This is a genomic window from Polyangiaceae bacterium (assembly GCA_020633205.1).
GTDB lineage: Bacteria > Myxococcota_A > Polyangia > Polyangiales > Polyangiaceae > JAHBVY01.
In genome coordinates this window covers 379378-400799 of the sequence record JACKEB010000017.1, presented here as the reverse complement: position 1 = coordinate 400799, position 21422 = coordinate 379378, and the positions used below count along the sequence as shown (strand labels likewise).

Here is a 21422-nt window from a genome sequence, read left to right as displayed (position 1 = left end):
GGTCCTGCGAACCCCCACGACATCTTGCGCGTGAAGGGCGAGAAGGAGCTCGCGGCGTGGTTGGTGAACGAAATCCAGCAGGTTTACCGCCTGCAGGGCGTAGGCATCAACGACAAGCACATCGAAGCCATCGTGCGTCAGATGCTGCGTCGCGTGCGCATCAAGGACGTCGGCGACACCAACTTCCTGATCGACGAGCAGGTCGAGAAGTACGTCTTCGAGCGTGAGAACGCGCGCGTGATGGAGCGCGGTGGGCACCCCGCCGTGGCCGAGCCGATGCTCTTGGGCATCACCAAGGCCTCGCTCTCCACCGAGTCGTTCATCAGCGCCTCGTCCTTCCAGGAGACCACGAAGGTGCTCACGGAGGCCGCCATCTGCGGCAAGACCGACGACCTCCGCGGTATCAAGGAGAACGTCATCATGGGTCGCTTGATCCCCGCAGGTACCGGTCTGCCGGCTTACAAGCGCCTCCAGGTCATCGTGGAGGACGACGTCCACCACGCAGCGGCCGCGCGGGTCTATCACCCCGCTCCGCAGATGACCGCAGCGATGAACGAAGACTGATAGCAGTCGACAGTTGGGCGCAGCCCTGTGAGCGAGGGATTCGGGATGAACCGGGTCCCTCGTTCGCTTTTGTGGTGGTTCGCTTTTGTGCCCGGCGCGCCCTAACATGAGGGGGATGGCTCGCTCTCGGGGGACGATCTGGCTACTGCTGCTGATGCTCAGCGGCTGTAGCTGTGACTCGGACAGCAAGCCCGCTCGGCCTGGAGCCAGCGCGAGCGCCCCGGTGGAACAAGGGACGCCACCTCAGCCTCTCGCCAGCGGCATTCGACCTTTGGTGCCGCGCGGAAGTGCTTCGGTCGCTCAGCGCGAGCAACTGGCGCCGCTCGCTGGGCCGAAGCAGCTCAGCCTGGAGCTCGCAGGTAAGCCCGTCGGGCGCACGCTGGTGCCCGTCGGTGAGAAGCTGACGCAGCCGGTCCTGGTGGTCTTGACCACGCCGGACACCGCCAAGGAGTGCGAGCGCTGGGAACAGGTCAAGCCGAGCTCAGGCTTCCTGCTGTGTCCCTCACCGGCTTCTGACTCAGCAGCGGGGGTAAAGAACTTCAAGGACTCCATCCAGGCGCTCTCTGCGAAATTTGGCAAGCACGTCGGGCAGCGCAGCACCTTGGTGGGCTACGGGGCCGGGGCAGACACAGCGTTGGATTTGCTTCGGGAGAGCCCTATCTTGTTTCCTCGAGGATTTTTGATCGGGGGAGGGGTTTCAGGCTTTAGCTCAGGTGTCGTGCAGGCTTTCGCAGCGCAAGGCGGCGAGCGAGTCCTGTTCGCGTGTCAGGACTGCGCGGCTGGCCGCAGCGTGAGCAATTTGCTGCGAAGCGGCATTCAAGCAAAGCACTTGGATCAAGCGGAGCTCGACGCCGAGGCGCTGAAGAGCGCCTGGGCGTGGCTCAGTGAAGGCGACCCCTGGTGGTGAGCTATTTTCCCGGTTTCGCCTTTCGCCTATGCTCATCTCAGGCAATCTGCGGGAAGATTGCTGGAAACAGCCCGGTGTTTGTCGCGGGGAAATGTTGGCTCTTCGCGCCTCCTACACGTGGATTGCCCGAAGGCTGACTGGTCGGTCATCGCTGCACCTGGCATCATCGCGGCGTGGAGCGACCCGCGGAGGACTCCGATGCGTTGATGCTTGAGCTGGCTCGCCAGGTGGAGCCCCCACAGACTCGGCTTGGCGCTGACTTCTCGAGCGATCGCTACACCATCGAGCGCCGGCTCGGGGAGGGTAGCTTCGGCATTGTGTACGAAGCGCGCGATCGACTGTTGGATCGCCCCATCGCGCTCAAGGTGTTGCGCGCTGCGTCTGCGGAAGCGCTGTATCGCTTCAAGCGCGAGTACCGGCAGATGCGGACACTAAGCCACCCTGGCCTCGCGCGCCTCTACTCGTTGTACGAGTCAGAGCACTCTTGGGCGTTGACGATGGAGCTGATTCGCGGCGAGCCCGTACTGCGTTTCCTCGCGAAATCACCTCAGAGCTTGCGTGGGGCTTTTTCGCAGCTCGCCGCTGCCTTGTTTGCACTACATACCGCGGGTTGCGTGCACCGAGATATCAAGCCGGACAACGTCCTCGTGGAGTACGGTGGGCGCGTCGTCCTGGTGGACTTCGGGCTCACGTCGGATGCAGACGGGGAGTCGACGGTGCGCTGCGGGACGCCTCAGTACGCAGCTCCGGAGCAGTGGACCTCTGGCGTCGCCACGCCCGCAAGCGATTGGTACGCGTTCGGTATTCTGCTCTATGAGGCTGTCTGCGGCCGGCGCCCCTTTGAAGGTAGCACGGAGCACCTGTTCGAGCAGAAGTGTCGGGGGCTCTCGGGGCTTGAACCGACGCAACTGGAAGTCGGTCATGCCGACCTGGCCGAGCTTGCGATGGCGCTCCTCTCCCCGGAACCCGACCAGCGCCCCTCTGGTGCGGATGTGCTGGAATGTTTCCAAGCGGATATTCCTGCAGTGGCCGAGGCTCAAGAGCCCTTCGTTGGAAGAGCTGTAGAGCTGCAGCAGTTGGAGGCGGGGCTCGAGCGACGGCAGGGGATAATCTGGATCGAGGGCCAGAGCGGTATCGGAAAGACCGCGTTGGTGGAGCATTGGCTGTCCACCTTGGGCGGGGGAGCACTAGTGCTCAGGGGCTTCTGCTACGACACGGAGTCGATTCGCTTCAAGGCGCTCGACGGCGTGTTTGATGATCTGGCGAACTACTTGCGGCGCCTACAGGAGCCAATCGCGGCGCGAATAACACCACGCGATCCTTCCGCCGCCGCCGATTTGTTTCCCGTTCTGCGTAGGGTGAAATCGTTCTCGCGGGACTCAAGCTCCGAGCTTGATCGCGAGTTTCGTTTCGCGCGTGGAGTCGAAGCGCTTCGTGACCTGCTCCAGGGGGTCGGAGGGTACACGTCCCTCGTCATCTTCATCGATGACCTGCATGCGATTGACAGCGACGGCGCACGCTTGCTTCAGCTTATCTGTGCCGGGCAGGACTCACCGCGCATGCTCGTCGTTGCCACGGTACGCAGTGACCTGGCGGGGAATGTGCAAGAGTTGAAGGCGGAGCTCGAGCGTCGCTGTGCTGCGTTTTCCACGATGACTCTTCGTGCGCTAGCGCCTTCGGCGTGTAGCGAGCTCGCCAGTCGGTTGCTGGTTGGAAGGAACCTTCCGCAGACCGGTGAGGCCGCGATTGTGCGGGAGTCCCTCGGTGTTCCCGGGTTCGTGCGTGAACTCGTGGACAGCATTGAAGCGCACGCACCCGTCGCACCCTCGCTTGATCGCGCGCTGCAGAGACGCATCAGTCGGTGCTCGCCCCCCGCCCAGCGTCTCCTCCAGGGGCTTGCATTGTTTGGTGCCCCGATTGCCGAGCGGATTTGCCTGGACCTCGCCCGCGATCCGCGAGCTCTGGACGAGGTAGTAGACTCCAGCTTGGTGCGGTCTACGGCGGGCTCGCCCCGCGGACTGGGAATTCGCCATGACCGCATCGCGCTTGCTGTTGTCTCCGGCATGCCCACGCAGCTGTGCCGCGAGCTCCATGGGGAGCTTGCGGTGTTGCTCAGTTGCCACGCGCCTGAGAGCGTGGGCGAAATTGCACGCCATTATCGGCTGAGCGGCAATCGCGCCGCCGCGCTGCGGTGCAGTCGTGACGCCGCGCACGCCGCGGAGGATAATCTCGCCTTCTTGCGCGCTGCGGAGTGCTACGGCGTGGCGGTCGAGTGCACGGACGAGCCTCAGGTTCGATCAGAGCTGCTCGAGCGCAGAGGGCATGCGTTTCAACTGGCCGGGCAGCCCGGCCTTGCTTCTCGCGCCTTCCTGGACTCCGCGCGGTTGTCTGGAAGCGTTGCCTTGCGGATTCATGCGGCGGGGCAGATGATGCTGAATGGCGAGCTTGGGCGAGGCTTCGCGGCACTGCATCCCATCCTCGATGACGTCGGGATTCAACTCCCCGAGCGCGGAGCTGCGGGTATTGCTCAGGCGATCAACATCGGAGCTGAACTGGCGGCAAAGGGGTACGACTTCACTCCCAAAACTCCCGCTGAGCTAGACCATCGCGACGTTCGACGGGTGGAGGTCCTCATGACCCTGGCTTGGAGCTTGCCATTTCACGATGTGCTTGCTCTGCCCATCTCGGCGCTGGCGTTCAAGCACGCCCTCGATCTTGGGGATGTCTCCCTGATTCAGGCCGCTGCTGGGCTGTATGTACACAACCATTCGCCGGTACTCACGCTCCTCCCGGGAGTCGCGACTGCCCCGCTCGAGCTGTGTCGCCGTCTCTCTCCGCTCTTGGGACAAAAGGCAACCCCTTGGCTCCGGATGGCCGAAGCTGCGGTTCACCTGTTCCGCGCGGAGCACGCCCAAGCTCTCGCGCACTTTGAATGGGTTGGGGAGTGTGCCGAGTTTCGACATCGGGACAGTTCCCGTGCGGCGTCGCTGATGACTCGGGCCGCGCACCTCACGGACTTGCGGGACGTACTCGATAAGCTCCCACGCTGGAGTCGAGATGCGGAGCTTCGCGGGGCCTACTTTTTACAGGGGACGATTGCCCTGTTCTCCACGCCATTCTGGCTAGCGGCTGATCGGGTTCAGGCCGCTCGTCAGAGCGTCGCGCGGGCGCGGGCCCACGACGTTGAGTCCGATGTGGTTCAGGTCATCACGGCGCTTCAGGAACTCAAGGTCGAGATCTACACTGGGGGCGACATCGACAGCACTCGGCGGCGTGTGGACGCTCTGGTGCAGAACAGCCCAGTCATGTCATCCACGTATATCGCTGGTGTTTACCGCGCGTTGTGCGCCGCGGCACTTCTCGTGGGGCCGGAGCCGAACGTTGACCAAGTGGCGTATGAACTTGATGCGCTGGCTGCCCTGCCCCCTACGAGTGGACCGCGCAGCATCGGTCTCTCCGCCGCGCTGCACGCACATGGGGCGGGGCCGAAGGCGGCGGAACGCGCGTGGCGTGATGCGATCGCGCAGCTCGAGGAAATTGATTCCCCAGTCTACCTCGCTCACGCGCGCTTTCAGCTCGATCGCGTGCGCTTTGGGGCGCGCGCGGAAGGGCGCCAAGCGCACCGCGATCTGCTCGAACTGGGCGTTGCGAATCCACGCAGCCACGCGCGGTTGCTGCTCGGGGTGGGTGACTAGATGCTGGGTGAAAGCAGCCAGCCGACTGAGGGTAGCCCCGTACAGTCCGCCGGTTGACCGAGGGGAGCGCAAACTCCAATACACTGGTAGTACCCTGTGGAAACGCCTGGAAAAGGACAGGCGAGAGTTTTGCAACTCGAGGAAGTGGACAACCCACCGCCGCAGCCTGGGGCCGCCTGATAGACCTGAACTTCGGTCCCGTTGATTTCCGTGCGGGTAATGCCGCTGCCTTTGACGGCGACCGTCCGCGAGCTCCCAGAACCGCTGATCGAGATGCCGGTGCCAGCGGAGAGATTCGTGAGGCCGGCGTCAGCGCTGCACGTCGGGACGCCGGACGCGCTAATGCCTCGCAAGTAGGAGCCAGAGCTGCAGGAAGCGGTCAGGGCCCGCTGATAGCTCGCCGGTCCAAGGCCGCCCAGCGCTGCTGCGTCGTCAGCGCTGCTCGCGACGCTGGCGAAGTCTGCTTCGGCAGCGTGTAACGCGTAGGGGACGGAGCCAATAGCGCTGCGAGGCGATAGCACCTCCGCGTTGATCTGGACCTCCAACCAAAGCGGAGTGCCATCGAATATCGCGGCACTGAGGGGCTGACCCGCCGTGCCGAGATCAGCCAACACCAAGCCGTTCGCTGCGGTGGTGGTGTGCGTCTCTGTCCAGACCTGGCTGCCGTTCGTCTCAGCGTCGAAGAGGCGGAAGGTGATGCTGATCGCGCCATCCACTGGACCAGCCGCAGTGGTAAGGCTACCCGAGAACGGCAGGCTCGTAGGCACCTGTGCCGCCGAGGTGCGAGCGAACGAGGCGCTTAGCGCTAGTGCGACCAGCAGAGGGGTTCGTTGGATGTTGAACAGTGACATGCGTGCTCCTCTCGGATGTCTGACCCGAGAATTGTTTCCCTAAGGATTTGACCTGGGTGCCGCGCATTCAAGCGAGTGCGTAGCGCTGCTGCCCGTGCGTTGATGTAGCGGCCGACCTAGCTGAAAGCTCAGTCGGTAGCTCGTGCCAGTCGAAAGACCCGAAGCGCCGGATAACTCGCTGGGCGCGGTCGACGTGCCACTCACGGCACCCACGCCAGCGGTTGCGCCCGTACCAGCGGTTCCGCCAGTGGCTCCCGTGCCGCCACTGCCGCTTGTGCCGCCGCTGCCCGCGGTTCCGGCGCTGCCGCCAGAGCTGCTGCCGCCTTGGGCCCCAAGACCTCCCGAGCCGCCGGTGAGCATCCCGGCGGCGCCGCCTTGGCCAGCGCTCGCGCCTGTTCCTGCAGCGCCAGCGGCTCCGCTCGTTCCTCCACTCTGCGTCTGGCCTGTCGCGCGCTCTTCCGCGCCACAGGCGCTGAGGACCAGGCTCAAGCCGAGAGCTACCCAAAACGTTCGCAACATGGACATGCCCGCTCCGCGCTGGGTGTTCCGCCAACGCTTACGGGTAGAGACGAGTCGTCTCGGGTGTGATCAAGAAAACGCACACGCTAGAATTCACCAGGTGGAGCGGGCTGCGTTAGAGGCTGAGATCAGCGCCTTTCGGGAGGGTGGCGACCTACGCGGCGCATTGGAGGTCGCGCTGGCGGGCTATGGCCGCGAAATTTCCCGCTTCCTGCTGGTGCGGGTGGGTGACCCAGTCCTGGCGGCGGACGCCTACTCTCAGCTTACCGAGGATTTGTGGATCGGACTCCCCACGTTCGAAGGGCGTAGTTCGTTCCGGACTTGGATGTACGTTGTCGCGCGCAACGCAGCCACCCGGCTGCAACGAAGTCAGCGCTCCGAGTCAAAGCGGAGCGCTGATCTCTCCGAAGTGGCGGACCTCGCGGAGCGAGCCCGCAGCGAGACCTTGACGTTTCTCCGTACGGAATCGAAAGAGCGGTTAGCGAAGCTGCGGAAGGAACTCGAACCTCTGGACGAACAGCTGTTAATGCTGCGTGTCACCCGGGGCCTAGAGTGGAACGAGGTGGTTGCCATCCTCGAGGGGAGTGTGGAACTCGACAGCGAACACCAGCGGCGTTTGGCCGCTCGCTACCGCCAGCGCTTCCGTGCGTTGAAGAACAGGTTGAAAGCCGAGTTGAGCGGGTGAGGTTTGTACCGCTGCTGATACTGGCCGTCGGCTGTGCGGTGCCGGCGATGGCCTGTGGGTGCGAGAGGCGGGCTCCGTCACGCGCGGCACCTCGACCGGCTGTGGCGAGCGCGCCTCACCCCCAAATCCAGGAGCCTCGAGTTCAAGACGCCGGCAGTGACGTTCAGGAGATCACGCCTGCATCGAAGACGCCCTCAGCGCCCAAGCCGCTGCAGGCCGACAACGAGTTTCAGACGCTCAGTGTGCCCGGCTATCGCGACGGCGTGATTGCGTTACCGCTCGGAATCATAGAGGAACGCCCGGTGTTGGTGGCGCTCCATGGCAACTACGATCGTCCTGAGTGGCAGTGCATGGTTTGGTCAGAGCTCATCCGGCACCAAGCCTTCGTGGTGTGTCCTCGAGGTGTGCCGCGTACCGACGCGCCCAAATCGGAAGACCGCTGGACCTACGGTGGGATCCCGGACACCCTGAAAGAGACCTACGCCGCGCTCGCAGCGGCTCGCGCCGCCTACCCCGAGTACGTCGACCCAGGTCCGGCGATGTTCACCGGCTTTTCGCTGGGAGCGATCTACGGGGTCCACGCCCTGGGCGCCGATGCGAAGAAGCGAGCCGCGTATGGGGCGGGGGAGGAACCACCGTTCGGTTATGCAGTTCTGGTGGAAGGTGGCTACCAAGGTTGGTACCCCGGGCGCGCGAAGCAGTTCCGCGCGGATGGGGCTCGGGGCGTGGTGTTCGGCTGCGGTCAGTACGCCTGCCGGGCCAAGGCGAATGGCCTCGTGAAGCTCCTCGAGCGCGCCGATCTGCGCGTCGGCGTTGGTTTTGGAGGCAACGTCGGCCACACCTACGACGGCCAGGTCGCTGCAGCCGTGGCGTCGCAGCTTCCAGCGATGTTCGGGGACGACCCGCGCTGGAAGCCCGTGGTGGACGCACTCTCAGCCGCCGAATCGCGCTGATTTCAGCCGCTTTCATGAACCCTTGAGCAGCGCTGATTGACTGACTCCACGACTCAATCTAAAACTGTTTTAGATGACGCGGTCGTAACGCTCACGTTGGAGGCTCGCCTTGAGTCAGATCCCTCTCGAGTTGGTGAACCTAGACCTAGCGCGCGAGCGCTATGGCACTGAAGTCGATGAGTACGCGCATTACTTCTACGCGACGGACCCGCTGGCCGATGCGGTGATCGACGACTTTGAGGAGCTTGGCTGGCAGCGCGGCTTCGAGATGCTGGCGCGGGCACTGGATCGCGGCATCGATGCCGTGGCGGACGCTCCAAAGAGCTTGCGAGCGCTTTTCCGTCAGGCGGACCGGGTTCCAGACTGGGTGGACTGGGAGCGGGTCGACCTCGGTGCGCGGACGTTTCAGCGCGGAGGCATCCACGCGAACGTCGTCCTCAGTGCTGTCAGCTTGATGGTGGCCTATCGCTCTTCGGTCGCGAACAAGCCCTTGCTCTTCACCCGAGCTCTGGAGCAAATGGCGCCTCGTCGCCTTGCGGAAACGGGTCGATTCGTCGTTGCTGTCTGTCAGGAGAATGGCCTCAGGCGCGATGCGGAGGGCTTCAAGCTTGCGATTCGTGTACGCCTGATGCACGCGAAGGTGCGGCATCTGATTCAACGCTCGCCCCGCTGGAACGCGGAGCGCTGGGGTGCGCCGATCAATCAGGCGAACATGGCCGGCACCACGATGCTCTTCTCCCTGGCGCTGGTCGATGGACTGCGCAAGCTCGGCTTCCACATCTCCTCCCGAGAGGGAGCCGCGGTGATGCACTTATGGCGCTACGCCGGGTGGTTGAGCGGCGTCGACGAACGCTTGCTGTTCGACGATGAAGATTCCGCGCGGCATTTGTATGAGCTGGGTTCGATGATCCAACCGGGCGCGGACGAGGGGGGTCGCGCTCTGGCGGCAGCGCTCAGTAGAGCTCCGCAGCTGCATGCGCGTAACCCGGTGGAGGCTGCCGTGGGTCGCGTCGTGGTGCGCTACATCGACGGCATGGCCTGGGCGCTCAACGGCGCTGACTTGGCCTCGGATCTCCGCATCCAACACAAGCACTGGCGTCACGCGATCCACCTCTCTCGGTTGATGATTCGCCCCCTCGAAGGCTTCCGCCGCACGTTGCCGTTTGGCTCCGAGCTGTTCGCCGCCTGGGGCAATCGCACCATGCACCACGGAATCGCCGTGCAACTCCGGGGGCTTGATGCGGATTTCAAGCCCCCGGTTCGCTTGCCGAGCGTGCCGCCACCGTCGGTGTTTCGCGCTGCCTGAGTCGGCGGCCGCCGTGAGGATTGTCGTCTGAGCGGACCAGCGCTAACCAGACGAGCGATGACCGACCGCAAGCTCAAGGTGATGACGGCCGTAGGCAGTGACAGGCCCGGGTTGGTGAAGGCGATCTCCGCCTTGATTCACGGTTCCGGCGCGAACCTCGAGGATAGCCGCATGGCCATTCTCGGCGGCGAGTTCGCCCTGGTTCTGCTCTACTCTGGGCCGACTGAAGCGCTGGATCGGGTTCAAGCGGGCACGGAGCCTCTGAGCTCGAAGCTCCAGCTGCAGTTCATCATCAAGGACACCGCGAGCCCGGCGGCGCGTCCCTATCGTTCCTACCGCTTGCGCGTGAGCGGCCTAGATCACCCCGGAATCGTTGAGCGGGTCACCGCGGTGCTCGCGCTGCGCGAGGTGAATGTGGAGTCTCTGGACACGCGGCTCGCACACCAGCCGATGACCGGCACACCGACCTTCGTGCTCGACGCCATCCTGCAGATCCCCCCGGAAGTAGCACTGGGTGAGCTACGCAAGGCGATGAATGAGCTGTGCGACGCCGCACAGCTTGATTTTCAGCTGGAAGCGCGGGTCTAGTAGATCCTCGCGGAAGAAGGCTTCGCGGGTTGAACCACGTCTGCTTGCTTGCCCGCCTCGATCGATTTTGGGGGTGAGGTCAGGCGTTCGTGCGCTGTACCGGCGCATCCATCAACTGAATCGCTGAGTGCACCAAGCTGCGCAGCTTGTCCTCGTCTCGAGCAAGCGGCCCCAAGTGCCCGTCCACCGCAAGGAACGCGAAGCCGTGCACAAGCGCCCAGGCGCCAAAGATCAGTGTTTCCTCGCGGACTCGCGCGGCGACGTTCGCTGCGCCTGCAACCAGCGCTTCACGTACCAGGGTAAACGCCGTGACAGCGCTGGCGGCGAGCTCGGCGTGCTCCGTGTTGCGCAGCACCCGGCGGCTGACCATCACGCGAAAATGAGAGGGATGAGTGGCTGCAAAGACGACGTACTCGACCCCCATTGCCTGAGCGACGGCCGTGGGGTGCTGCTGCTGGGCGGCTGCGGCTTGAAGGCGTTCAGCCAAGAGCTGAAAGCCTTCGGTCGCGATGGCCGCCAGCAGCGCCTCCTTGTCGGCGAAGTGGTGGTACGGCGCCGCGTCGCTGACGCCTGCGGCCTTGGCCGCTGCCCGCAAGGTGAATGCCTCGGGGCCAGTGATGTCGATCAGCTCCAGCGTCGCATCGAGCAGGGCGCGCCGCAGATCACCATGGTGATAGGTGCCTGCTTTCTTGCTCAGCGCGCGCTTCTTCGTTGTTGGCATGGAGTCTAGGTCGTGGAGAAACACCACGACTGATCGCAAGCAAAGACACATCGCCCCCAACCCGGTGATAGAGCGCGGCTAGCCGTCAGCTCGGAGGTCTATTGGGGATATGACTCTAGCGTTTTGTCGCTCGCGTGCATCGCGGAATGTGAGGCGGCGAGCGCGCGGTTCGAGAGGTCGAGGGAGCCTCGGTTGTGCCCCGAGGCAGGCGGTGTGAGTGACGCTCTGATTCGGCTGAGTTGCCGCGGAGCCACTCGCGGGCACCCCCGTGCGGGCCGTCGTGAACGCCTGAACAGGCCTTTTCAAAGCACCTCACCCCCGATCGATAAACTCCTGAGATCCATATGGATTTCGAAGTGGCGAGAGCGCTGTCCGAGGCCAAAAACGTTGTTTTGAGGGCGCTTGCCCGGCTCTGCTTGACAGGAGGCCCGCCGCAAGTACCCTTCCGCTCCCCCGCAGCCCGGGATCTATTTTCTTGGCTGTGGAGCGCCTTCGAAGCGCACGACCCTGCAGTCGGGTTCGCGCGCCGGGCTCTTCGAGTCAGGGTGCGAACCAAACCCAGTTCCTAATCAGTGGCTCTCGCCACGACGCAGCAGGCCAATGCCCACTATTCAACAGCTCATTCGCAGCGGACGCAAAGCCGCCGCCGCCAAGACGGACTCGCCGGCACTCAAGTCGTGCCCGCAGAAGCGCGGCGTTTGCACCCGCGTGTACACGACGACCCCCAAGAAGCCGAACTCGGCTCTGCGCAAGGTGTGTCGCGTGCGTCTCACCAACGGGATGGAAGTCACCAGCTACATCCCCGGTGAAGGACACAACCTCCAGGAGCACAGCGTCGTGCTCATCCGTGGCGGTCGTGTGAAGGATCTTCCGGGTGTGCGCTACCACGTGGTGCGCGGCACGCTCGACGCTTCGGGCGCTTCTGGTCCGAGCAGCACCAACAAGGCCAACCGTAACCGCAAGCGTTCCAAGTACGGCGTCAAGCGCCCGAAGTCCTGAGGTCAGACCAATGCCCCGTAGGCGCGAAGTTCCCAAGCGGAAAATCACCCCCGATCCCAAGTACAAGGACAAGCTCGTCGCGAAGTTCATGAACGCCCTGATGCTCGACGGAAAGAAGAGCACCGCAGAAGGCATCATGTACGGCGCGTTCGACATCATCGAAGCCCGCTTCAAGCAGGATCCGTTGGAGGTGTTCCGCAAGGCGCTCGACAACGTGAAGCCCCGCCTCGAGGTGAAGAGCCGTCGCGTCGGTGGTGCCACCTACCAGGTTCCGGTCGAGGTTCGCCCCGAGCGTCGCGTTGCTTTGGCGATGCGCTGGCTGGTCGGCTTCTCCCGTAGCCGCGGGGAAAAGACCATGCGTGAGCGCCTGGCCGCTGAGTTCGTGGATGCGAGCCAGCTGCGTGGTGGCGCCGTCAAGCGTAAGGACGACACCCACAAGATGGCCGACGCCAACAAGGCGTTCGCTCACTACCGCTGGTAGTCGCTCAGTCTTTTCGAGACGAAACCTTTTTCGAGTTCAGGAGTCACCGCGAGGCGATGCGTCAGCTCACATAAGGATCGGGTTACGAGATCCGTCGGCAAGAGCCGACCCTCCGAGGAGCCAGCACTTTCGAGTGCCCCGGGGGAGCTAGCCAAGAGCTAGTCACGATTGGCGTACCCCGAACCCCTTCTAGGCGAGGACCTTCCGTGTCCACGTGCTCTTCAAGAAAGCGAAGAGCCGAGCCTAGAGGGGGTTTCGTCCGTTACGAGCCCAAAACACAAACCTCACGGAAACACCGAACTACACCGACTCCCTCCGAACGCAGCAGCAACCCAGCATGGCACGCGAGTTTCCTCTAGAGCGCACCCGAAACATCGGGATCATGGCGCACATCGACGCGGGTAAAACCACGACGACGGAACGCGTGCTGTTCTACACCGGCATCACCCACAAGATCGGTGAGGTGCATGACGGCGCTGCGACCATGGACTGGATGGAGCAGGAGCAGGAGCGCGGCATCACGATCACCAGCGCTGCGACCAACTGCTTCTGGACGCCCACGGAGGGCAGCGGACCGCTGAGCGGCCAAGAGCACCGCATCAACATCATCGACACGCCCGGCCACGTCGACTTCACCATCGAGGTGGAGCGCTCCCTGCGCGTCTTGGATGGTGCCGTCGCGGTGTTCGATGGCGGTAACGGCGTCGAGCCCCAGAGCGAGACGGTGTGGCGTCAAGCGGATCGCTACAACGTGCCGCGCATCGCGTTCATCAACAAGATGGACAAGATGGGCGCTGAGTTTCAGATGAACCTGGACTCGATGAAGGAGCGCCTTGGCACGGTGCCCGTCCCGATCCAGTGGCCAGTCGGTGAAGCCGACCAGCACCGCGGTATGGTCGACTTGATCCGCATGAAGGCGGCCATCTTCGACAACGAGACCCTCGGAGCCAGCTTCGAGTGGACAGATATCCCCGCGGATCTCCAAGACAAGTGCGCAGAGATGCGCGAGGCGATGATCGAGGCCTGCGCAGACGTCGATGACGCGATCATGGAGAAGTTCTTGGAGGGCGGCGCCGATGCCATCTCCGAGGCTGAAATCCACGCTGCCCTGCGCAAGGGCACCATCGACTTCAAGTTCGTGCCGGTCCTTTGCGGATCCGCCTTCAAGAACAAGGGCGTGCAGCTGTTGCTAGACGCGGTGGTCAACTACCTCCCGTCACCCGCTGACTTGCCCCCGGTCGAAGGCACCGACCCCAAGAACGAAGAGAAGAAGCTGACTCGTGCCGCGAGCGACGACGCTCCGTTTGCCGCGTTGGCCTTCAAGATCGTCAACGACCCCTTCGGCAACCTGACCTTCTTCCGCGTCTACTCCGGCAGCGTCTCGAGTGGCACCGCGGTCTACAACGTCGCGCGCGGCAAGCGCGAGCGCATCGGGCGCATCCTGCGCATGCACGCCAACAAGCGCGAAGAGCTCAAGCAGTGCTTCGCCGGCAACATCTACGCTGCCGTCGGTCTGCGTGACACGCGCACGGGTGACACCCTCTGCGACGAGAAGCACCCCATCCTGCTGATGCCGATGACCTTCCCTGATCCGGTCATCTCCATCGCCATCGAGCCCCGCAGCCAAGCCGACGTCGACAAGCTCGGCATCAGCCTGCAGAAGCTCGCCCAGGAGGATCCCTCCTTCCGCACCTTCACCAACGAAGAGACCGGTCAGACCATCATCGCCGGGATGGGTGAGCTCCACCTGGAAATCCTGGTGGATCGCCTGCGCCGCGAGTTCAAGGTCGAGGCCAATGTCGGCAAGCCCGAGGTGGCCTACCGCGAGGCGATCTCCAAGGCGGTCGAGGCGGAAGGCAAGTTCGTTCGCCAGTCTGGCGGTCACGGCCAGTACGGCCACGTCAAGATCAAGCTCGAGCCACTGCCTCGCGGAACTGGTTTCCAGTTCGAAAACGGCATCGTTGGCGGCATCATCCCCAAAGAGTTCATCCCCTCGATCGAGAAGGGCATCCGTGAAGCCATGGGGCGCGGCGTGCTGGCTGGCTTCGAGCTGGTCGACGCGAAGGCGACGCTCTACGACGGCAGCTTCCACGAAGTGGACTCGTCGGGCCCGGCGTTCGAGATCGCCGGCTCGATGGCATTCCAGGACGGTGCGAAGCGCGCTGGGCTCCACCTGCTCGAGCCCGTCATGAAGGTCGAGATCGTCACTCCCGAGGACTACATGGGAGAGGTGATCGGGGACGTAAACTCTCGTCGCGGTCAGATTCAGGGCATGAATCAGCGCGGCGCGAACACACAAATCATCACTGCACTAGTTCCCCTCGCGACCATGTTCGGGTACGCGACGGACCTGCGCAGCAAAACTCAAGGTCGCGCGACTCACTCGATGCAGCTGGAAGGCTACGAGGCAGTTCCGGGACCGGTTCAAGAAGAAATCGTCGCGAGAGTTCGCGGCCACTGAGAGCGAGGAAGTCATGGCGAAGGAGAAGTTCGTACGCAAGAAGCCCCACGTGAACGTCGGCACCATCGGTCACATCGACCATGGCAAGACGACGACCACGGCGGCACTGCTGAAGGTCCAGGCAGACAAGGGTCTGGCGCAGCCGATCAGCTACGGCGACATTGCCAAGGGCGGCATCGTTCGCGACGAGACGAAGACGGTGACCATCGCGGTTAGCCACGTGGAATACGAGTCTCCGATTCGTCACTACGCCCACGTCGACTGCCCCGGTCACGCGGACTACATCAAGAACATGATCACCGGCGCGGCGCAGATGGACGGCGCGATCCTGGTGGTGAGCGCAGTCGACAGCGTGATGCCGCAGACCCGCGAGCACGTGCTCTTGGCGCGTCAGGTAGGTCTGAACCACATCGTCGTGTTCTTGAACAAGTGCGATGCGGTCGAGGACGAGGAGATGCTGGAGCTGGTGGAGATGGAAGTCCGCGAGCTGCTCAGCAAGTACCAGTTCCCGGGCGACGACGCCGCGGTGGTGAAGGGCGCTGCTCTTCCCGCGCTGCAAGGCGAGGCGAAGTGGGTCGACACGATCACGGAGCTCGTGCAGGCGCTGGATGACAACATCCCGGAGCCGGTCCGCGAGATCGACAAGCCGTTCCTGATGGCGATCGAAGACGTGTTCTCGATCAAGGGCCGCGGCACCGTGGCGACGGGTCGTATCGAGCGTGGCGTGATCAAGGTGAACGAAGAGGTCGAGATCATCGGCTTCGCGGACACCCGCAAGACGGTCGTGACCGGCGTGGAGATGTTCCGTAAGTCGATGGACTCTGGCCAAGCTGGCGACAACGTCGGCTGCCTGCTCCGCGGCATCGACAAGGACGAGATCGAGCGTGGTCAGGTTCTGGCCAAGCCGGGTTCCATCACGCCCCACACCAAGTTCATTGGTGAGGTGTACGTGTTGAAGAAGGAAGAGGGCGGACGTCACACGCCGTTCTTCACGAACTACCGCCCGCAGTTCTACATCCGCACGACGGACGTGACTGGCGCGGTGAAGCTGCCCGAAGGCGTGAAGATGGTCATGCCGGGCGACAACATCACGATGGACATCGAGCTGATTGCGCCCGTCGCGTTGGAGGAGCAGATGCGCTTCGCCATTCGTGAAGGCGGCCGCACCGTCGGCGCTGGTGTCGTCACGAAGATCGTCGAGTAATCATGGCTGACAACAAGATCCGAATCCGCCTGAAGGCGTTCGACCACCAGCTGCTGGACAAGTCCACCACGGACATCGTCGACACCGCGCGTCGCACTGGCGCGCGCGTGGCTGGCCCCATCCCGCTCCCGACGGCCATCCGTCGTTACACCGTCCTCCGCGGACCGCACGTGGACAAGAAGTCCCGCGAGCAGTTCGAGGTCCGGACCCACAAGCGTCTGATCGACATCCTCGATCCGACCCCCCAAACCGTTGACGCCCTAATGAAGCTCGATCTTTCGGCAGGCGTGAACGTCGAGATCAAAGGCTGAGGACGCCATGAAGATAGACGTCTTTAACCTCAAGCGTGAGAAGGTTGGCGAGCTCGAGCTAGCGGACGAAGTGTTCGCAGCCGACGTGAAGGAGCACCTGTTGCACGAAGTTGTCGTGTCGCAGTTGGCCTCTCGCCGTGCCGGCACGCATGCGGCAAAGGAGCGCTCCGCGGTGAGCGCTTCGAAGAAGAAGGCTTACAAGCAGAAGGGCACTGGTCGTGCTCGTCACGGTCAGATCAGTGGCCCCACCTTCGTTGGTGGTGGTCGCGCTCACCCCCCGCGTCCTCAGGACTGGAGCCATCGCCCGCCGCGTCGCGTTCGCGCGAGCGCGCTGAAGAGCGCTCTGAGCCTGATCGCCAAGGAAGGCCGCTTGGTCATCGTCGACGAGATGAAGCTCGACGAGATCAAGACCAAGGCTCTCGCTGGCGTGCTGGATGCGCTCAAGGCCCCGACCAAGACGCTGATCGTCGACGACAAGGGCAACACCAACCTCCAGCTGTCGATCCGCAACATGGAGTCGAACCAGTTCCTGCCCCCCGAGGGCGTGAACGTGTACGACCTTCTGCGGCACGACACCCTGGTGGTGTCTAAGGACGCGGCCAAGGCACTCGAGGCCCGTTGCATTGGGAGCAAGTCATGAACCTGGCCCCTGAGCACATCATCAAGCGCCCCATCGCTCTGACCGAGAAGGCGGCTCGCCTCAAGGAGGACAACAAGGTTGTCTTCGAGGTGGCCCTGGGCGCGAACAAGATTGAAATCAAGAAGGCCGTCGAGGCGCTGTTCGATGTCGAAGTCAAAGACGTCAACACCCTGATCCAGCGTGGCAAGGTCAAGCGCATGGGTCGTCGCACCGCGAAGCGCCGGAACTGGAAGAAGGCGATCGTCACCCTGCGTGAAGGTCACGACATCCAGTTCTTCGACGAGTCGGAAACCGCCGATCAGGACGAGGAATAGACCGATGGGAATCCGTAAGAGCAAGCCGACGTCCCCTGGCCGTCGCTTCTACACGGTGAGCGACTTTGCCGACGTCACCCGTGACGAGCCCGAGCGCAGCCTGCTGGCTCCCGGCTCCAACACCGGTGGCCGCAACAACTACGGGCGCGTTACCTCGCGTTTCCGTGGGGGTGGGCACAAGCAGCGTTACCGCATCATCGACTTCAAGCGCCGCAAGGTGGGCGTGCCCGCGGTCGTGGCTCACATCGAGTACGATCCCAACCGCACCGCTCGCATCGCGCTCCTGCACTACGCGGACGGCGAGAAGGCGTACATCCTGTGCCCCGATGGGCTCAAGCAGGGTGACACCGTCATCTCCAGCCGCAACGCGGACATCCGCCCCGGCAACTCGCTGCGCCTGCGGGACATCCCCGTTGGCACCGCGATCCACAACCTCGAGCTCCGCAAGGGCAAGGGTGGCCAGCTGGTCCGCTCCGCCGGTGTGGCCGCTCAGTTGATGGCGAAGGACGGCGAGTACGCTCAGGTGAAGTTGCCCTCTGGCGAGGTGCGTCGTGTTCACCTGGAGTGCCGCGCCACCGTGGGCACGGTGTCGAACTCCGAGCACCAGCACGTCAACCTCGGCAAGGCCGGGCGCGCGCGTTGGCTCGGGCGTCGTCCCCACAACCGCGGCGTTACGATGAACCCCGTCGATCACCCGATGGGTGGTGGTGAAGGCCGCACCAGCGGTGGTCGTCACCCCTGTTCGCCCTGGGGCCAGCTTGCTAAGGGCCTCAAGACTCGCAAGAACAAGCGGACCGACGTGATGATCGTCAAAGGCAGGAAGCAGAAGTAATGCCCCGTAGCGTAAAGAAGGGTCCGTTCATCGACGGACACCTGATGAGGAAGATCCAGGAGGCGGTCGAGGCCAACTCCAAGAAAGTGATCAAGACCTGGTCTCGCCGCTCGACCATCTACCCCGAAGCGGTGGGCCTGACCTTTGCCGTCCACAACGGCCGTAAGTTCGTTCCGGTGTTCGTCACCGAGAACATGGTGGGTCACAAGTTCGGCGAGTTCGCGCCGACTCGTACCTTCAACGGCCACGCGGGTGACAAGAAGAAGAAGGGCCGCTGAGCTCTTCCTTCCAATATCCGCAAAGAAAAAAGCCTCCAGGAGACTGGAGGCTTTTTTCGTTTGTTGGCGGGGAATTACAGGAGAAGCCGTTACTGGTTGCTGGACAAGCACTCGGTGTAGCACTGGAGCGTCCGACACTCCTCGTACATCGAGTACGCGAGACTGTCGGAACACGTGGGATCCCACCCCAGCAAGCACTCGCGGCAACGTGCATTGTCCACGCAGTGCATCAGTCGACGGCAACAGCGTTGCTCCACGCAGTCGGAACACGTGGTGGGGGTGAGCACGGCGGAGCAATCAAGTCCAGCGCTCTCAATATTGCCGCCGGGGTCCGTACCCGCTCCTTGTGGCGCCGGGAGCCACTTCAACGGGAACGGCTCATCACAGACGTCCTCGGGACACTTGATCTCCCAATATTGGTTCGGACCCCAGCACCAAACGGTGTCGTCTTCGCGCACTGCGCATGTGTGCGCGGCGGCCTGCGAAGAGACCACATGCTTCACTCCACTGAGCTTGATCACCGGACCAGGCAGGTAGTGGTCGAAATAGTCCTCGTCACCTCTCCCCAGAACCCCTCTCGAGCCGTGACCCCAGCAGAAGACAGAACCCTGCTCAGTAACTGCACACGAGTGGCGCGAGCCGATTCCGAGTTCGCTCACCGGGGGTAATCCGTACACCGCCTTGGGCTCGATGCAGTTGTCAGAGCCGCACCAGTCGTCATTGTCCAACCAAGGATACCCAAGCTGCCCGTATCTGTTGTCCCCCCAGCACCAAACGCTCTTGTCGAACCTTAGTGCGCAGGCGTGGCTGGCTCCGAAGTCCAAGGCCTTGACGCTCTTCAGTTGCGGTACGGGTGTGGCGTCGACGCCGTCGCGCCCCCAGCAGGTCAGGGTCCCATCTGTCTTGAGCCCACACGTGAACCAACTCCCGGGTTCGAACTGCTTGAAACCTTGCCCTACGGAAGTGGCAACCTTGATCTCGTCAGCGGTGTCATTGGGATCTACTTCGCCGTGGTCATTCTCTCCCCAGCAGTACCCCTCTCCGCTGGTGTCTATCGCACAGAACTGCGCGAAACCTGCCAGGGACACCACGCCTCGCAGCTCCGCACCGCTCGGCTTGAGTACTCGGTTGAACTTCGTGTCGTACCAGTACTGACACCCCACGGAACCGTCCTCCGCATAGATGACGCACGCGGCATTCACGCCAAGAGCAATGTCGCTGATAAGTCCGCCGACGCTTAGCGGCTTGTTGCAGATGAGTGTGCCTTGGTCGGTGACAGCACAGGTGTATTCGCCGCCGACTCTAAGCTTCACGATGTTTGGAACTGTTTGGGTGCCCCCAGAGCCGCCAGACGCTGCTTGACCGGTTGTTCCAGCGTCGCCGCCGCTCCCTGTGCTGCCAACCGCTCCGGTGCCTCCCTGAGCGCCAGCGTCGGTCGTGTTCGTTCCGCCAGCGTCCGGGTCATCCGATGGCAAGACCGGGTCCGGATCTCCCCCGCACGCAAGGGTCGCGACAACTACGACGAGGATGGGACCGAGCAGCGCAGTACGCATGGCTTACCAGCGTACATCATCCCTGGAATCCGTGTCGGCCTGATTGGTAGCCGCGCGGTCGCGTTTTGCGATTGCTCCCAACGGGCTTAGGTCCCGCGGCTGCGACCTCCAGCGGGATGTCATTGCGACGCGCTGTGCTGGCTCGGCACGTTGCGCGTCCAAACCGCTGTCTGCTTGGAGGTGTACAGCAGCTTGCCTGCCTGTTCGAAGCGGAAGCTGTAGCGACCAAATGTCTGGCCTCGCACCGACTTCACTTTGTCTGCGACCAGCTCGAGCTCGATGGGAGGACCAATTTCCCCGAGGTTACGAAAGCTGGCCTCGTGGATGTGTGTGCCAAAGCCAACCCAACCTTCGGTCATTTTCAGTCCGAGCCCGTACACCGCGTGGATGTTTCCCAGCGTGCCCGTGATCTGAATCATCAGAATCCCAGGCACATGCTTTGGCTGACCGGGCCACGGCTTTTGGGCGGCAACGACGGCGCCCATCTTCGAAGTGTCCGTGATGGCGCGCACGCGCTCTTTCGTTACTTCAAGAACGTCGTCCACGTACCACTGGTCGGGGGTGTACAGACTCTCGACCTCGAAATCGTCGGGCATTGCCATGGCGGCGAGAGTTGCGCCCAAGTGGCGCCGAAAATCAAGCCCGAGGGCGCTGCAGAACAGGACGCACTGGGACAGGACGCAACAGAGCCTCGGCGCACTAGAACAGCGGCAGCACATCGACCGCTTGATCAACGGCGAGGGGCTGCCCAACAGCAGTGGGCGTGCGAACCTCGGGGCCGCAGTAGCCGTACCCGGTATCTCCGTACCAGCACAGGCACTGGGAGTTCCCGCAGTAGTTCAGGGGGTCGAACTCCAGCGTCGCGTCATACAGGTGATACCCTGCGGAAACTGGCCCGTAGAGGTAACGCGCAAACCAGTTCTCGTTCGCTGGAACTTCATCCTGGGCGTAGACCAGCACCGCAGGTGCGATGTACGCGACCTGTGACGTCAGCTGCTGATAGTCGAGGACCTGTCCCACGCCAGGGTACAGCGCCACGATGCTCGTCGGCACGACCCTAGGGCCGCCTTTCTCATACTCGTCGCCCCATATCTCGGCGACTTCAAACGCTCCGCGAGGCGGCGCCGGGACCTGCAGCGTGAACGTACCGCCCCCTCCGGCAGCGGGAACGATCGGGGCCCGTGCGCCGATGAAGGGCACGTCCTGCTCACAGCCCGCGTTCTCCGGGTGGGCGCTCGAGCCAGCGCGGAACACGACCGCCACGTCGCCGTCCTCGAGGGGAGTGGTTCCGCTGAGCGTCAACACTGGCGCCCCGGGTGTTGCCTCCCAGGCGCAGACCGCGGCTGTTTCCGTGCCTGAACTTCCGGGGAGTCCTACGTCGCCCTGACCATCCCCGGCATCGCTTCCGCACCCAGCGGCAAACAACAAGCTGGAAGTAGCGGCCACACCAACGACTAGCTTCACCATTCCGTCAGAATAGCGTGAGGTCAGGGGCTCCGTCACTCACGCCGAGGGCACCCGCGTTGGTTCAGTCGTTGGAAGTACGTACTTGTGGGACCG

At 63.3% G+C, this 21422-nt stretch carries 22 protein-coding genes; 16 read left to right on the top strand and 6 right to left on the bottom strand.

Features of this window, described 5'->3' with window-relative positions:
- The 3 genes from H6718_28180 to H6718_28170 all read left to right on the top strand — a co-directional run.
- Positions 1–564 (top strand): DNA-directed RNA polymerase subunit beta' (locus H6718_28180; protein ID MCB9589326.1); only part of this gene is annotated, 564 nt, incomplete at its 5' end.
- Positions 565–679: 115 nt separating this feature from the next.
- Entirely contained in the window at positions 680–1471 is a 792-nt protein-coding gene (locus H6718_28175) for a hypothetical protein (GenBank protein ID MCB9589325.1), read from the top strand.
- A gap of 173 nt (positions 1472–1644) precedes the next feature.
- A complete protein-coding gene (locus H6718_28170; protein ID MCB9589324.1) occupies positions 1645–5166 on the top strand; it encodes a protein kinase in 3522 nt (1173 codons plus the stop codon).
- Here the strand turns inward: H6718_28170 and H6718_28165 are convergent.
- Both H6718_28165 and H6718_28160 read right to left on the bottom strand, forming a co-directional pair.
- Positions 5163–6017: a hypothetical protein gene (locus H6718_28165; protein MCB9589323.1), complete on the bottom strand. Its 855-nt coding sequence runs from the start codon at positions 6015–6017 to the stop codon at positions 5163–5165. The genes H6718_28170 and H6718_28165 overlap by 4 nt on opposite strands.
- A 39-nt stretch (positions 6018–6056) precedes the next feature.
- Entirely contained in the window at positions 6057–6542 is a 486-nt protein-coding gene (locus tag H6718_28160; GenBank protein MCB9589322.1) for a hypothetical protein, read from the bottom strand.
- 94 nt (positions 6543–6636) lie between these two features.
- Here H6718_28160 and H6718_28155 point away from each other — a divergent pair, with 94 nt between their 5' ends.
- The 4 genes from H6718_28155 to H6718_28140 all read left to right on the top strand — a co-directional run bounded on the left by H6718_28155 (position 6637) and on the right by H6718_28140 (position 10068).
- Positions 6637–7221, top strand: coding sequence for a sigma-70 family RNA polymerase sigma factor (locus H6718_28155; GenBank protein MCB9589321.1), 585 nt, complete (start codon positions 6637–6639; stop codon positions 7219–7221).
- Between the two features lie 101 nt (positions 7222–7322).
- The gene (locus H6718_28150; GenBank protein ID MCB9589320.1) at positions 7323–8174 is read left to right on the top strand and encodes a hypothetical protein; all 852 of its coding nucleotides are present in this window, start codon (positions 7323–7325) and stop codon (positions 8172–8174) included.
- 109 nt (positions 8175–8283) lie between these two features.
- The gene (locus tag H6718_28145; protein MCB9589319.1) at positions 8284–9480 is read left to right on the top strand and encodes a DUF2236 domain-containing protein; all 1197 of its coding nucleotides are present in this window, start codon (positions 8284–8286) and stop codon (positions 9478–9480) included.
- A 57-nt stretch (positions 9481–9537) separates the two neighbouring features.
- Positions 9538–10068, top strand: coding sequence for a hypothetical protein (locus H6718_28140; GenBank protein ID MCB9589318.1), 531 nt, complete (start codon positions 9538–9540; stop codon positions 10066–10068).
- Positions 10069–10147: 79 nt separating this feature from the next.
- Here H6718_28140 and H6718_28135 read toward each other — a convergent pair whose 3' ends face one another.
- On the bottom strand, positions 10148–10789 hold the full coding sequence (locus tag H6718_28135; protein MCB9589317.1) for a TetR/AcrR family transcriptional regulator: 642 nt from the start codon (positions 10787–10789) through the stop codon (positions 10148–10150).
- A 600-nt stretch (positions 10790–11389) separates the two neighbouring features.
- Between H6718_28135 and H6718_28130 the strand changes: the two genes are divergently transcribed.
- From H6718_28130 to rpsS, 9 genes are all read left to right on the top strand, one after another.
- Complete coding sequence (locus tag H6718_28130) at positions 11390–11788, top strand: 30S ribosomal protein S12 (protein ID MCB9589316.1); 399 nt, start codon at positions 11390–11392, stop codon at positions 11786–11788.
- A 10-nt stretch (positions 11789–11798) separates the two neighbouring features.
- A complete protein-coding gene (gene rpsG, locus H6718_28125; GenBank protein MCB9589315.1) occupies positions 11799–12269 on the top strand; it encodes a 30S ribosomal protein S7 in 471 nt (156 codons plus the stop codon).
- Positions 12270–12606: 337 nt separating this feature from the next.
- The gene (gene fusA / locus H6718_28120) at positions 12607–14730 is read left to right on the top strand and encodes an elongation factor G (GenBank protein MCB9589314.1); all 2124 of its coding nucleotides are present in this window, start codon (positions 12607–12609) and stop codon (positions 14728–14730) included.
- A gap of 13 nt (positions 14731–14743) precedes the next feature.
- On the top strand, positions 14744–15934 hold the full coding sequence (gene tuf, locus H6718_28115; protein MCB9589313.1) for an elongation factor Tu: 1191 nt from the start codon (positions 14744–14746) through the stop codon (positions 15932–15934).
- Between the two features lie 2 nt (positions 15935–15936).
- Complete coding sequence (gene rpsJ / locus H6718_28110; GenBank protein MCB9589312.1) at positions 15937–16245, top strand: 30S ribosomal protein S10; 309 nt, start codon at positions 15937–15939, stop codon at positions 16243–16245.
- Positions 16246–16252: 7 nt separating this feature from the next.
- Positions 16253–16885: a 50S ribosomal protein L4 gene (gene rplD / locus H6718_28105; GenBank protein ID MCB9589311.1), complete on the top strand. Its 633-nt coding sequence runs from the start codon at positions 16253–16255 to the stop codon at positions 16883–16885.
- Complete coding sequence (rplW, locus tag H6718_28100) at positions 16882–17199, top strand: 50S ribosomal protein L23 (GenBank protein MCB9589310.1); 318 nt, start codon at positions 16882–16884, stop codon at positions 17197–17199. The genes rplD and rplW overlap by 4 nt, the downstream gene beginning before the upstream one ends.
- A 4-nt stretch (positions 17200–17203) precedes the next feature.
- Positions 17204–18031, top strand: a complete 828-nt coding sequence (gene rplB, locus H6718_28095; GenBank protein ID MCB9589309.1) for a 50S ribosomal protein L2 — start codon at positions 17204–17206, stop codon at positions 18029–18031.
- Complete coding sequence (gene rpsS / locus H6718_28090; GenBank protein ID MCB9589308.1) at positions 18031–18309, top strand: 30S ribosomal protein S19; 279 nt, start codon at positions 18031–18033, stop codon at positions 18307–18309. The genes rplB and rpsS overlap by 1 nt, the downstream gene beginning before the upstream one ends.
- Positions 18310–18398: 89 nt before the next feature.
- Here rpsS and H6718_28085 read toward each other — a convergent pair whose 3' ends face one another.
- The 3 genes from H6718_28085 to H6718_28075 form a co-directional block, all read right to left on the bottom strand.
- Positions 18399–19862, bottom strand: a complete 1464-nt coding sequence (locus H6718_28085; protein ID MCB9589307.1) for a hypothetical protein — start codon at positions 19860–19862, stop codon at positions 18399–18401.
- A gap of 119 nt (positions 19863–19981) precedes the next feature.
- Complete coding sequence (locus H6718_28080) at positions 19982–20464, bottom strand: hypothetical protein (protein MCB9589306.1); 483 nt, start codon at positions 20462–20464, stop codon at positions 19982–19984.
- 97 nt (positions 20465–20561) lie between these two features.
- The gene (locus H6718_28075; GenBank protein MCB9589305.1) at positions 20562–21329 is read right to left on the bottom strand and encodes a hypothetical protein; all 768 of its coding nucleotides are present in this window, start codon (positions 21327–21329) and stop codon (positions 20562–20564) included.
- Between the last annotated feature and the right edge of the window lie 93 nt (positions 21330–21422).